The sequence below is a fragment of the Candidatus Xianfuyuplasma coldseepsis genome (assembly GCF_014023125.1).
Lineage (GTDB): Bacteria > Bacillota_I > Bacilli_A > Izemoplasmatales > Izemoplasmataceae > Xianfuyuplasma > Xianfuyuplasma coldseepsis.
Genome location: NZ_CP048914.1, coordinates 99,748 through 114,592 on the forward strand (window position 1 = coordinate 99,748; position 14,845 = coordinate 114,592).

At 36.7% G+C, this 14,845-nt stretch carries 11 protein-coding genes and 1 other RNA gene; 1 reads left to right on the forward strand and 11 read right to left on the reverse strand.

Annotated elements, in window-relative coordinates; translation table 11 throughout:
• Nucleotides 1-26: 26 nt before the first annotated feature.
• The 11 genes from G4Z02_RS00420 to gpmI all read right to left on the reverse strand — a co-directional run bounded on the left by G4Z02_RS00420 (nt 27) and on the right by gpmI (nt 12,592).
• Nucleotides 27-911 (reverse strand): GIY-YIG nuclease family protein, encoded by an 885-nt coding sequence (locus G4Z02_RS00420; RefSeq protein WP_258877873.1) that lies wholly within the window; start codon nt 909-911, stop codon nt 27-29.
• Nucleotides 912-1,262: 351 nt separating this feature from the next.
• A complete protein-coding gene (locus tag G4Z02_RS00425) occupies nt 1,263-3,452 on the reverse strand; it encodes a hypothetical protein (RefSeq protein ID WP_258877874.1) in 2,190 nt (729 codons plus the stop codon).
• 267 nt (nt 3,453-3,719) lie between these two features.
• Nucleotides 3,720-4,070: a transfer-messenger RNA gene (gene ssrA, locus G4Z02_RS00430) on the reverse strand.
• A 5-nt stretch (nt 4,071-4,075) separates the two neighbouring features.
• Nucleotides 4,076-4,261, reverse strand: a complete 186-nt coding sequence (locus G4Z02_RS00435; protein ID WP_258877875.1) for a hypothetical protein — start codon at nt 4,259-4,261, stop codon at nt 4,076-4,078.
• A gap of 35 nt (nt 4,262-4,296) precedes the next feature.
• Nucleotides 4,297-4,740, reverse strand: a complete 444-nt coding sequence (gene smpB / locus G4Z02_RS00440) for an SsrA-binding protein SmpB (RefSeq protein ID WP_258877876.1) — start codon at nt 4,738-4,740, stop codon at nt 4,297-4,299.
• Nucleotides 4,718-6,853, reverse strand: coding sequence for a ribonuclease R (rnr, locus tag G4Z02_RS00445; RefSeq protein ID WP_258877877.1), 2,136 nt, complete (start codon nt 6,851-6,853; stop codon nt 4,718-4,720). The genes smpB and rnr overlap by 23 nt, the downstream gene beginning before the upstream one ends.
• Before the next feature lie 45 nt (nt 6,854-6,898).
• Complete coding sequence (gene secG / locus G4Z02_RS00450; RefSeq protein ID WP_258877878.1) at nt 6,899-7,120, reverse strand: preprotein translocase subunit SecG; 222 nt, start codon at nt 7,118-7,120, stop codon at nt 6,899-6,901.
• Between the two features lie 12 nt (nt 7,121-7,132).
• Nucleotides 7,133-8,137, reverse strand: coding sequence for a sodium:calcium antiporter (locus G4Z02_RS00455; protein WP_258877879.1), 1,005 nt, complete (start codon nt 8,135-8,137; stop codon nt 7,133-7,135).
• Between the two features lie 85 nt (nt 8,138-8,222).
• Nucleotides 8,223-9,536: an MFS transporter gene (locus G4Z02_RS00460; protein ID WP_258877880.1), complete on the reverse strand. Its 1,314-nt coding sequence runs from the start codon at nt 9,534-9,536 to the stop codon at nt 8,223-8,225.
• 110 nt (nt 9,537-9,646) lie between these two features.
• Nucleotides 9,647-10,939: a phosphopyruvate hydratase gene (gene eno, locus G4Z02_RS00465; protein WP_258877881.1), complete on the reverse strand. Its 1,293-nt coding sequence runs from the start codon at nt 10,937-10,939 to the stop codon at nt 9,647-9,649.
• Between the two features lie 135 nt (nt 10,940-11,074).
• Nucleotides 11,075-12,592, reverse strand: a complete 1,518-nt coding sequence (gene gpmI / locus G4Z02_RS00470; protein WP_258877882.1) for a 2,3-bisphosphoglycerate-independent phosphoglycerate mutase — start codon at nt 12,590-12,592, stop codon at nt 11,075-11,077.
• 148 nt (nt 12,593-12,740) lie between these two features.
• On the opposite strand from gpmI, the gene G4Z02_RS00475 reads away from it, so the two are divergent.
• Nucleotides 12,741-14,819, forward strand: a complete 2,079-nt coding sequence (locus G4Z02_RS00475; RefSeq protein WP_258877883.1) for an alpha-amylase family glycosyl hydrolase — start codon at nt 12,741-12,743, stop codon at nt 14,817-14,819.
• Nucleotides 14,820-14,845: the final 26 nt, after the last annotated feature.

A 14,845-nucleotide genomic window follows, 5' to 3' on the forward strand; every position in this document is an offset into this window, starting at 1 on the left:
ATATTAGAAGTTACCATATAACATTTTTAGTTACTATTATATCCAAATGGCGAGTTTATTGTGTTCATTACTCGTTTCCAGTATTGCTCTCTATGAATCACAGTATCTTTATGAGAGTTAAATGGTAAAACTTCAAGAATTGTATAGTTGAAGTTCTTTTCAATATACTTCATTCCTTTTTCCGGGTCATTTACTATTCGTTTTAGTTGCTTATTTGGATAATAAATTCCAGATTCCTCTTCCGAAGCATCAAACCCATTTTCTAAATATGCTTTCCAACGTCCATAAATGCCTTGTGATCCATATGCAGATCCGATATACTTTTTCCCATTAGAAGAGTCAAATATCATATAAACTCCATTTACTGAGGACAATGGGTACATCCATTCATCGTAATCAATATTTCGTTTTAATGTATTAAAGTCAAAACTTGCATTATCATAGCCTGGAAATGGTGTAGTACCATATTCTGTCTGCAGAATTTGAACTACTATACACTTTCCAATATACCTAGATAAATTAAATACATATCGTGCAAATGCATTCCCTTTTTCAACTTCAATAATTAATCTACCTAAAAATCCATTATATTCCTCTAAGGGCTCATAATCACAATGAGCATAGTCCGGAACATGTGTGATTTTACTTACAGTTATAAGTAGGTATCTATTATTATAGCCATTTAGTCTGGCAAATCCAAAGACAATATTGCCCTCTCTAAAATTCTTCTGTTTACCATAGTTAGACCAGAACGTAAACTCTACATTTCTATTGTTTCTATCACTTTTCAACCAAGCGTCTATACATGATTCCTTCCCTTTACCAAGAGTCATATTAAGTACTATTTTTGAGTTTGGTATTATTTCTGGATCAATACGTAATACATCTTTCAAAAAAATCTCTTTTGACATAAAATCCCCTTCTTTCATAAAAACACTCAAAAACTATTATCACGATAGTGACATTAAATGCTAATTCCAATTTTATCACAATCTCTGTTTGTATTCAATCTTGATAATGCAGTTCAGTTTACTGTAACAATTTAAAAAACATCGATACACTATCGTTCGGTACTTTTTTACCTATTATTCGTAATTTCTACAAAATAAATAAAAAACCGAGGAATCTATAAACGGCTTAATTTAGCCATTAAATTCCTCGGACGCGGGTACAATTGGTGGAGTTGAGTTTGGACCAACCCCTTTCCCAATAATAAAGAGCAATCCTTAGGCTTGCTCTTTTTGATTTTTTTTCCTTTTTTATTAATCTTGTCCATTTGATACTATATCTTCTATTGAATAGAGCAACAGCGCACCTTGGTATGTGTTATACCTTTCAGCATGTACAATTAGATAATCACCTTCTGTATTGATTCCTGAGCCAAAGTAACTACCATCCACTTTTGCTATGAGAATAATATCTTGAGATAAATCACTACTTGTACTACTAAGATTAACTACACCAATAGCACCAGCTCTATAAGACGCAATTATTAAGTAGTTATTATAAATATCGTATCTTAAGTATTCCAAGAAATCAGAACTAACTGAAAGAGTTTTATTATTACTCTCATCTACGAGATCAAATATTTCAAAGACAGTACTAGTGTCATGATCACCTGAAACAATTATTAGTTTGTTTTCCTCGATTCGAATATCGCTGTATGAATAGGTTAGAGTGATTGATTTCTTATAAGAGTTGTCATCAAACTTATAAAGATCAACCGATGTAAAGTCATCATAATATTCAGATCGATATCTGTACATAACAAGTATATAATTATCAAATATATTGTAATGCTGATATATTGTTTCTCCATTAATCATTTGTGATTCTAGTGGTATGATTTTTACATTTTCTTGATTCATAATATCAAACATATAAATTGAGCCTCCTGTAAATACAGTAAGATTTTCACCTTTGAGAATCACTCCATTTAAAAACTCATTTTCAAGATTCACACTGAAAGTTTTCACAAATAACTCATCATCATATCTCCTCAATGTTACAACACCATCTCTGTCAGCAACTGAAAAATATCCATTTTCTAAATTATGAAATTCAGGAGTGTAAAAATTGTTGTTCTCATCTTGCATGTTTGGAATTTGATATTCATAGTTTGAATCGTCAAGCTTATAAATATACATATTCTCATTGAACTGTTCTTTGTAAGTCACGACAAAGTAGTTTTCATAAAAATAACCAGCATTTATTTCAGTTTTTGCAGATATGCCATCATAGTTTATTGTCCTCTTGTACTCTTCATCACTCATCTTATATATGTTGAGTTCTGCTTTACCCGTTATTTCATTAAACTCTGATGCAAAAATGTAATCATCATGAGTATTAAACGATTTTGCAATAAATATTCTCTCATAACTCGCATCGTTCAGATCATACACATAATATCTAGTATACTTCTCATTTCCAAAATATACTTCACTATCAGAATACACTACTATATAGTTATTGATCGATAAAAGGCTCTTTCCAAAATGTGAGCCATCATCTTGTAATGGATTACTGATTATTCTTTCGTAATTACTATCACTGAATTTATAAACGTATACCGAACCAACATTATTTAAATAAAAAGGAGCACTCGTAATTAAATAATCATCGTATACTAAAACATCTCTCCCAAATACATCTCGAGGATATAGATTTGAGCCTGTAATCAATCTTTCAGGTATAAATTCTGCATAGATATTGATGTCATAATTAGGCATAATATCTGGCAACATTTCGCTCCATCCAGTAAACACATGATTTTCTAAAGCAGGTAATGTTATTTCACTCGTACCAAAATCATAGTAAATATAAAACTCGTCCCCAATTTCGACACCATGATTCTCACCTGATGAAAAGTTTTCTGTATATAACACTTCATCTTCAAAGCCAAATATTGTAAGACTATAACTATTTAACTCACACAAAACCGTATACTCTAAATCATTTCCAGGCATTGTTGGTGGAAGATTAAATTCAACCTTTTGTGTGTAATCTTCACCACATAGACCATTAGGTATCATCTCATATTCCAAGATACTTCCAAACTCATAGCTAACTTTACTTAAAAGGTCTCCTTCTAAACTAATATATGATATCTCAAATACACCTATCTCATATATAGCCTTCAGAGTTACATCCTCATATACTGAAACTTCATCCAAAGTAACATCCCAACCAATAAACACATATCCATCCTTTTCTGGATTACTAGGATACTGAGAGTTCTGTAGTTCCTCCAAAGTGTACACTTCAATATTTTCAATAATTCTCTCATCATAATCTAAAAAAGTTATTGTCTTCATATTATCTTCACGATTCACACATGAACCATCTACATATACCTGTTCGACAGAACACTCACCAAAATCATCTTTGCTTTCACATCCTATCAATGTGATTGAAACTACTAATAATATTGCTACAAAATATATCTTCTTCATTATTACCCACCCCATTTTTTGTTTAACATATTATATCATATTCTTACAACTCCCTCAAATCCCACTGTTTATCGGCACAAATGAGTTTATTTTGGAAGCGGGTTTAGGTCGTCAAAAATTGCACCAAACACTATTGCAATAGGGTTGGAACGAAAAAACGGCTGATTCGACCCTCAAAAACACCTATATTTTTGGATAAAATAAAAACCGAGAATTCTGATAACGGCTATATATAGCCATCCTAAAATTCTCGGACGCGGGTACTATTGGTGGAGTTGAGGGGATTTGAACCCCTGTCCAAAATAGCCGAATCTACATTTTCTACATGCTTAGTTTGTCCAATTGTTTAATGGGCAACCCGGGAACAAACAACCGTATCACACACGAGTCTTATTAAATTCTATCGATCGCTTAAGACGGCAGCAATTGAGTATATCCTAGATCAGCTGATCTCGACGCCTAACACTCTAGGCAGTGCAAGGTGGAGAACGCGCTATTTATTAAGCAGCGTAAGCTATATTTTGGTTTCCGGTTATATTTAACCTAGTGTTTTTACAGCCACAACGCTGGCATGCTTATCTAGTCCTAAACTACCCTGTCGAATCCATAAACAACCCCACAGTTTATAAGAAGAATAGTGCGATGACAATGAATAATACGCCAAAAAAGCTGTACATGATTTTGGCATTGGTGTCCCCGATACGATCCGCCCAACGACGGCCACGTGGTAATTTACTCATAATGCCTGTCCACGCAAGAACAATATCCAAGATACCAATTACAAGAAAGGTTATTGCTTCGGGTGACATATCATCATCTCCTCATTACTATTATACAATATTGATCAATAGTTCTTCAAGTTTTTCTCAATCGAACGTTTGGCATCTTTTTCTCGTAAGGCTTGGCGTTTATCGTACTGTTTCTTTCCTTTGGCAATGGCAATCTCTACTTTACAAAGGCCTTGTTCCAAATAAACTTTCGTCGGGATAATCGTTAAATTCTCACCTTGAATTTTATTGAAAATACGGATAATTTCCTTTTTATGAAGCAACAACTTACGTGTTCTTGTCTCATTATGGTTGAAGATGTTTCCTTCTTTGTACTTGGCAATATGCATATTAATAATAAACATCTCTTCATCCCGAATCAAACAATACGAATCTTTGATGTTGACTTTATTCGCTCGAACGCTTTTAATCTCAGTCCCATGCAGAACAATACCTGCTTCATAGGTATCCAGAAGAAAGTAGTCGTGTTGAGCTTTTTTATTGCGCGCGATGATTTTCATTGGAATCACCTCGTTTTATAATCTTAAAATCAATCTCTCCATCGATGATATTGGCATTCATCACTTGAATTGTGACATGATCACCAACACGATACATCGTTTTTGTTCGTTCACCAATGAGCATCATCAATGGATCGGAATAATGATAAAAATCATCATCGAGTTGTGAGATATGAACCAATCCTTCCACAGTGTTGGGAAGTGTCACGTATAAACCAAAACTTGTCACACTACTTATTATACCATCAAAGCGTTTATTGATATAGCCAGAAATATATTCCGCTTTTTTCATATCGATGACTTCTCGTTCCAAGAAGACGGCATTCCGTTCAGTTTCACTGCTTCTTGCCGCAATACTGGTCATTTTGTGACGATAGTAGTCAATCGTATCAAGCGATTTATTTTGCTCAAACAAGAAGGTACGTAATAAACGATGAACAATCAAATCTGGATAGCGTCTAATTGGACTCGTAAAATGGGTGTAAAACTTGAAACTAAGCCCGTAATGTCCAAGGTTTATATCGCTATATATTGCCTTTTGCATACTTCGAAGCATCAATAGATTGATTCCTTTTTCGGCTTCGGTTCCATGAACTTGATCGAGAAGCTTCTGAAGTTCTAAATGACTGACTTCACTCTTGCCTTTGATCCGATACCCCAGGGCACTTGCCATGTTGATTAAGCGTGATAATTTCTCTTCGGTCGGTTTTTCATGGATCCGATAGATGAACGGTAAATCCAACCAATGCATGTGTTCGGCAACGGTTTGATTGGCTTTCAACATAAACTCTTCGATGATGTGTTCACTAATTCCTCGTTCCCTCGGAAATACGTCCACAGCTTTTCCATTCTCATCCAAAACAAAATAGGATTCTTCAGTCTCAAAATTGATTGATCCAAACTGTTCCCGATGTTTTTTCAAGATTTTTGCGAGGTTCCGCATTTGATAGAACATGCCAACAAAATCGACATATTCTTCCGCTAGCTTTTCATCCCCATGGAAGATTTGATTAATTTTATTATAGGTCATTCGTTTGTGTGAATGAATCACACTCGGATAGATGTCATAGGTTTTCACTTTTCCACTGGACGTTACTTCCATTTCGCAAGTGATGGTTAATCGATCTTGTCCTTCCACTAAACTACATAGATTATTACTAAGTGCTTCGGGTAGCATCGGTATCACACGGTCTGGTAAGTAGATACTTGTTCCCCGATGGAACGCTTCTTTATCTAATAATGAGTCTTTCGTTACGTAATGACTAACATCCGCAATGGAGACCCCAAGTTTGTAGTTTCCATTGTGTAATTGTTCCACATAAACCGCATCATCAAAGTCTTTCGCATCATCACCATCGATGGTGATATACGGAATATCTCGTAAGTCTTTACGACTCTCTACATCCGATTCAGTGACATCGGTAAATGCTTCAGCTTCGGCAATGACTTCTGGTGGAAAAATCGGATCGATGTTGTATTTTAAGATTTTACTTAACACATCAACACCTTTGTCACTCATATTTCCAAGGACATCGGTAACGACACATTCAATTTTCCCTTTAAAGGAGTAATTGATGATTTTAGCACGGACTTTATCGTATTTCTTTGCACCGTTTAAGTTCTCACGGCGAATGATGATGTCTTGGGTAATGGTCTTATCATCACTGAGTAATTTACCCATCCCGTTTTGAAAGATAACCGTCCCGATTATATGCGTATATTTACGTTCTAACACACGGGTAATCATCCCTTCTTGACGGGCACCATAGCCAAATGGTGACACTTGAACCAACACGCGATCTTTATTCATCGCTCCATTGATTCCCTCTTTGGGAACAAACACATCGTTCAAACTCGGATCATCAGGGATAACAAATCCAAAACCACGGATTTTTAAATCCAAATGACCAGTAACATAGTTGGTATTTTTGATTAAGGTAAACTCACGTTTCTTGTTTTCGATGATAACAGCATCATCTAGAAGTTCGTTAACGGTTTTCACAAGTGCGGTGAGTTCTTGGCTCGTTGAAACATGAAGGACTTCACGAAGTTCTTCAATCGTTGTTTTCTTATTTTGTTCGCTTGTTAAAAATGATAGTATTTTATCTCTCATGTTTCTCACCACCTTTCGTAAAAAAAGAACACTACAAAGTGTTCTTTACAAAGCAAGGGCTAAAATGCTAGTAACGATAAAGAATACGCTGACAACAAGGGTCGTGATATTCATAATCAGTTCAAAACCACGTTGTTTCTGATTGTTGAACAATTCGCTTTTTTCACCACTAAATGCATTGGCTGCATTGTCTTTTGAACTTTGTAATACAACAATTGTAATTAATAATAACGATAAAATTAATAATACGATGTCGATTCCTCTCATGATTCATACCTCCTAAACACTTAATCCGATGTATACAAGGTACGCAATCAAGATGAGTACGCTTGGTAATACATAGGTAATTTTATTTATAGAACGTTTCCGTAATAAAGCTAACATTAATATTATAGAGTTAATAAGCCCTAAAATCAAGAGGTAAGATACATTTTCTCTTGCCTCGGTATTGGTGACGAGTTCATTGAAGATATCATCATTCACATTAAGAATATCTACAACGCTGATAATCGTCATATTAAAGACGTTACTACCGATAATATTTCCAAGGGCTGCTTCATGATTTCGCAGTTTCATTAACGTCATAACGGCAGTTAATTCAGGTAAACTTGTTGCGACACCAAGGAAGATCGCTCCGGCAAAGCTAGCTCCTAAATTTAAGGCATCCCCAAGCTGATCAGCAACAATGGTAACAAAGTAACTTGATAAGACGACTACAACAGCCCATAAGAAGAACATAAGACCAATTTTCTTATAGGTCAAATCGCTACCTTCTTCACTCTGTTCGGTTTCATCGTTGTTCATCGACCGAATACTGAATACATATAATATCACAATTAGCAGCGAAATCAAGTTAAATGTCAACAAAATGTTTAATGTAAACGATCCATAATCCAATCCTGTAAACCCACTAATAAGTAACGGGAACATAAAGATGATGTACATGACAATGACAAACGCATTGGTTGTCCGTTGGGTTTTCACTTTGTTAAAGAACATTTGTTTCAAGAATAACAAATCTGCCACAGCCAAAATTACGACATTGAAAATATTACTACCAAAAACATTACCAAACGCCAAACTTGGTTCGTTCAGTGCCATCGTTGATGTAATACTCGTAATAAACTCTGGCATCGAGGTGATAGTCGCCAATAAAACCCCACCAATTAGCGCTCCGCTAATATGGGTTTTTTTATCCAGTTCATCCACATAATACGATAATTTACTAGTCGCATAAATCACCACAAATGCAAGTAAAACATATTGTCCAATGATTAGTAACATGTCATCACCTCAAGCTTGTACTATTATATAATATTTAACCACAAAAAGATACAAAAAACGAACAATTTCTTGTTCGTTTTGATGTTTATAACTCGCGAACGTATTTGTTTCTCAAAGCGAGGATTGCTGTTGCCCACATGGCAATTGCTGCAACGTAGAATAACACACGAAGACCTAGGAAGTCTATCGCAACACCACCTAAGGCAATTGCGATTGGTGTTAAACCATTGGAAATAATTCCGATTGTTGTCACGACTCGACCCAACATTTGTTTTTTAATGGTTTTCATAATCGCAACATTGAATGGTATGTTAATGAAGCCATTAAAGAACCCCATGACAATTAACGAGATTGCTGAAATCACCATATACCATGTAAAGGATAAGGTACCATCTAGTAAAAAGTGAAGTGCTGCAGCTGTAAATAAGAACATTGATGCCATTCCAACCAATCCACGATAGATCAATGGACTAACTCGTTCTCGTTGAATTGATACAGCTAGGACAACACTAACTATGACTATTCCGATGGTAAATGAGGAATTGAGAATTGCCAAAAAATAAGCCTCTTTCTCAATTTCAATTTCAAATAAGTATGGTAGTCCATTAACCACAACTGGTACGGTGAAGAAATTTAACATTGATGCAATGATTACCAACCATAAGATTGGTTTTAACGTAAACACGTATTGCAATCCCTCTTTAATATCAACAAGGGTTTGTTTAAATGTAATATCGTGAACCTCTCCTTCTTCTAGTGTTTTCGTCTTAATAAAGGTTTCACTAACACCACTAAAGAAGAATGTTAATCCGTTAAATATAAAGATTACGCCGATGGGAACAAAGGAATAGAGAACTCCTCCAAGCATTGCACCGATGATTCCATAAATCGCAAACATCCCTTGAGAGATACTACTGTGTTGCTGCAGTTGATTTTCTTGTAGGATATGCGGAGGTAAGGAACTCGCTGCAGGATTAAAGAGTGCTCCGTTTACTCCCATAATGATGGTTACCACAAAAAGAATTACGATTATGGTTGTATTACTCAATCCAAAGAATAGCAAAGACCCTGTTATGAGAATTAGTATTCCATTAATAAAGTCGGTTGTATATACAACGCGCACTTTCTCCAACCGATCGACAATAGCCCCACCAAACAACGCAAATCCAAAATATATCATTCCACCCGTGGCCATATATATTCCAGCCAGTGTTGCATTCCCATCGGTAAGGACGAGAATATACAGGGATATTGCGAAGTTGTATATATGGGTTCCTAAATTCGATACCATTTGTCCAAAAAAGAGTAAACGATAATCACGATTCTTAAAGATGCTTTCGGCTTTTACCGGCTGATTATTATCAATGGATTCGATATCCTGATTCATGTCATCGGTCATATTGTCACCAACTTTGTTCAAAATTATGTATCATCATATCAATAATATCACTTTACTGTGTAAAACACAATAATTATTTTTTCATAAAAAAAAGACTCTTTCGAGTCTCTTTATTTGATGTTGTAGAACGATCCAAGTCCGTTATAGACAGATACATCGCCAAGTTCATCTTCAATTCGTAATAGTTGATTGTATTTTGCAATACGATCGGTACGAGATAATGAACCGGTCTTAATTTGTCCAGCGTTGGTTGCAACCGCGATATCAGCAATGGTAGAATCTTCTGTTTCACCACTACGGTGCGATACAACAGCTGTATATCCAGCTTTTTTTGCCATTTCAATGGCTTGGAATGTTTCTGTTAATGAACCAATTTGGTTTACTTTAATTAAAATACTGTTCGCAATACCTTCTTTGATACCGCGTCCTAAACGCTCGGTGTTGGTTACGAATAAATCGTCTCCAACCAATTGGATTTTTTTACCAAGTTTACTGGTTAGTACTTTCCATCCATCCCAGTCATTTTCATCCAAACCGTCTTCGATTGAAATAATTGGATATTTTTCACATAGTTCAACATAGAAATCAGCCAATTCTTCACTGGTTAATTCTTTTCCACCTTCACCAGCTAATACATAGACACCTTTTTCTTTGTTATAGAACTCGCTAGACGCAACATCCATTGCTAACATGATGTCTTTACCGGGTTCATAACCAGCTTTTTTGATGGCTTCAAGAATCACTTGTAATGCTTCTTCATTGCTGCCTAAGTTTGGTGCAAATCCACCTTCATCACCAACTGCAGTATTGTATCCTTTACCTTTTAAAACAGCTTTTAACGCATGAAATACTTCGGCTCCAGTACGTAACGCTTCTTTAAATGTAGGAGCCCCAACAGGCATGATCATAAACTCTTGGAAGTCCACGTTGTTGTCAGCATGACTACCACCATTGATAATGTTCATCATTGGAGTTGGTAACTCTTTGGCGTTAAATCCACCTAAGTATAAATACAGTGGTAACCCAACAAAGTCCGCTGCGGCGCGAGCGCACGCCATTGAAACACCTAAAATCGCATTGGCTCCTAATTTCCCTTTGTTTTTCGTTCCATCTAAGTCAATCATGATGTTATCCAGTAATACTTGTTGTGTTACATCAAGTCCTAAGATTTCCGGTGCGATGACTTCGTTAACGTTTTTAACGGCATTTTCGACACCTTTTCCTAAATATCTTGATTTTACACCATCGCGTAATTCGACAGCTTCATGTTCACCGGTTGATGCTCCACTTGGTACTAATGCGCGTCCAAAGGCACCACTATCGGTATACACTTCTACTTCAACGGTAGGGTTACCGCGTGAATCTAATACTTCTCGTGCGTATACATCTGTAATGTATGGCATTTTTATTACATCTCCTTTATGGTTAAAATAGTTAAAATCTACCAACAATATTATAGAACAAATACGTCTTCTTTACAAATGAAATCCATAAATGAAAACACTTTCAAGTACAAAAAAAGCACTTGTTCAAGTGCTTTATTTTTTTGTCACTAGACTTTGTCCAGTCATTTCACTCGGTTGGTCGATACCAAGGTACTGTAACATTGTTGGAGCAACATCAGCCAAGATACCGCCTTCTCGCAATTTGACGTTTTTATCCGTCACAATTAATGGTACTATACTGGTCGTATGTGCGGTGAATGGATTTCCGTTTTCATCGAGCATTTTTTCCGCATTACCATGATCGGCTGTAACAATTGCGACGCCACCTTTATCCAAGATCGCATCGACAACTTTACCGACACATTCGTCAACGGTTTCAACTGCTTTTACAGCTGCTGGAATGACACCCGTATGACCAACCATATCACAGTTTGCAAAGTTCAAGATGATCGTATCATGCTCATCTTTGGCAATTTCATCCAAGACTTTATCCGTAACGATGTACGCACTCATTTCTGGTTGCAAGTCATAGGTCGCTACTTTCGGACTGTTGACAAGAACTCTTGTAGACCCCTCAATTTCTTTATCCATACCACCATCAAAGAAGAATGTAACGTGGGCATATTTTTCCGTTTCGGCAATACGCAACTGTTTTTTTCCAGCTCTGCTGATGACATCACCATACATATTATCCAGTTTTTGTAACCCAAAGGCAATCTCACCTTGTACATTTTCACTGTATGACATCGTACTAACAAATGTAAGATTATGTGGCCCTTTGCTGTAATCTAATCCACTTTTTGTCGGATTGGATAACGCTGTTCCAATTTGAATCGCACGGTCAGGACGGAAGTTCGCAAAAATGACACTGTCTCCATCCTTCATTGTTCCTTCAGGAACGACATTAAATGGCATGACAAACTCGTCAAATACACCTGCTTTATACGATGCTTTAATGCCATCTATTGCACTACTTGCGGATGGTCCTTTTGCTTGGGTAAATACATCATAATGAATTTGCACTCGGTCCCAGTTTTTATCACGATCCATACCGTAATAACGTCCACCAACACTCGCTATTTTTCCGTAGTTGATTTCCGCCATATACGCTTCTAATTCTTGGACATATAATACTCCACTATCAGGAGGCGTATCTCGTCCATCTAAAAACGCGTGGAAGTATGTAGTTGGTACTCCTTGGTCTTTGGCTAATTTAAAGAATGCTTTAATGTGATTGATGTGGCTGTGAACACCACCATCACTCAAGAGACCCATAATGTGGAGAACACTGTTGTTCTCTTTAACGTTTTTAATCGCATTTAAATATGCTTGGTTTGTAAAGAATTCGCCATCTTCAATGGCTTTGTTGATTCGTGTCAGTGATTGGTACACGATGCGTCCCGCACCTAAGTTTAGATGTCCCACTTCACTATTTCCCATTTGGCCATCGGGTAAACCTACCGCTAGGCCACTTGCATTTAAGTAACTGGTTGGATATTCGTTCATCAATAATTCGATGTTTGGTGTTTTTGCCATATGAACCGCATTTCCGGTATCATCATTACGCAAACCATATCCATCCATTACAATTAAAGCTACTGGTCGTTTCATTTTTATCACCTCTACCATGCACATTATACTGTATTTTCATTAATTTTCATAGTAATTTGACTTATAAGGTAGCGTTTTCACATTTGTGCAATAGTATTTATTTTTATATAAATTTATACTATAATATGGACAAGAAAGGTTGATGCATATGGCCACACTAAAATTGGAAAAATTATTACAAGCATTACAACAAACAACCGATACAACAATATACAACTATACGGTTCCTGATGTATGGAACTGTTTTGACTATAATCCTGACAAGCTCATTGAAGCTCCCCATAATGAGTTGATGGTGGATCCCTATGATTTTTATGCTAGTGTAATCGCTGATTATATCCTACCAAACAAAGAAGATGACAAAGATTATACCAATGCCATATCGTTTGGTCTAAAACGTCCCAAGCGAAACTACAGCGGTGGTGATTGGATAAAAGAATCTGTTGTCTACTCGACGATGATTCGAACCAGTGCTGCGTGGGATCATGATCGCAGTGGTAAACTCGACCTCTATAATATCTATCACATGCCGGAAACTGGAACGTTTGTCAAGATGTTAGCACTACTTCCATTACTACAAAAAATGGGGGTTAATGTTGTCTATATGTTACCAATCTCCAAATTCAGTTTAAAAGATAAAAAAGGAGACTTAGGTAGTCCCTATGGTGTCTCCAATTTTGACAAGTTGGATCCCAATTTAAAAGATCCCTTAGTTGGGGATGCATTAACCTTAGAAGAAGAATTCCAAGCCTTTGTCGAAGCATGCCACATTCTCGATATGCGTGTAATGATTGATATTATTCCACGTACCAATAGCGTTGATAGCGAACTCATTCGTGAACATCCCGAGTGGTTCTATTGGATTAAAGCAAGCGAATATGATCAATACAAAGTCCCTCATGTACCCGAACTTGGTGAAACCGCCATCCCGGATGTAGAAAATCTTGAAATTGCCTATCAATCACCGGATGTATTGCGACATATCAATATGTTCCAGTACAATCCCAAAGCTCAAGATGAATCACTCTGGAACAAAGTAAAGAAATCAAAAAACCTAGCAAAAGCAATTGAACAGCATTTTGATTTACGCGTTGCTCCGGCGTTTAGTGATTATATTAATGACCCCCAACCGCCATGGACTGACGTTACCTTCTTCCGCTTATTTTTAGACATTCCAACAGAAACGCGTCCGTTTGTCGATACGACGGATCGTCCCCCATACATCTTATTTGATACAATCAAAGCCAACATGTATTTTGGCGATCAACCAAATATGGAATTATGGCAAAAACTAGCCGACATTGTTCCAAGTTATCAACGGCGTTTTGGAATTGATGGGGCGCGAATTGACATGGGCCATGCACTACCAAAACCACTACTTGATATGATTATCAACAAAGCCCGAGACATCGATCCGGATTTCTGTTTTATTGCCGAAGAACTACAACCAAAACTCGCCCAAAAAGCCAAAGACAATGGCTATAATATGATTATTGGAAATGGATTTGTTATGGAACCACGCGTTTGGGAAGGCAAACTACAAGAGTTTATGTACGATTCAATCGAACTACCGCTTCCCACTTTTGCCTGTGGTGAAACCCATGATACCCCCCGTCTTGCGGCACGAGATGGTGGCGAATCACTTGCGAAATTACTCACCGTGTTAAACATGTTTATGCCCAATGGGGTACCATTTATTAACAGTGGCCAAGAAGTCTATGAAACCCAACCGATGAATACGGGACTGGATGCAAGACCAAATGAACTCTATATGCTCGATCCTAGTGATCCGTATTACAAAAAACTCGCATTGTTTGATTTGTATCAATTTCATTACACCAATCCGCGTCGATGGGAACTACCCAATATTTTAGAAGCACTGAAACCAATCCGCAAAAAGTTCAAAAAGCAACTGCTTGACAAACACTCGTTTATGCCATTATATGCCCATTATGATAATCAAAATTTCATTGGTTTCTCGTATTTCAAAACAACGAAAAGCAATAAAGAAAATATGCTCTTTGTCCTTGGGAATGCGGATACGTGGCACGAACATTATATTCGAATAGATATCCGATTATTGCGTCACACGACCAACAATCATGAAATGACAGGCAAATTACTCTTTAGTACTCATGAAGCTCCTCGACCATTCACTCAATTCATCGACAACAACACTCTCGATATCCATCTTGGTCCTGGTGAAGTAAAAATTGTTGAACTATAAAAAAAGCGCTATAATTAGCGCTTTTT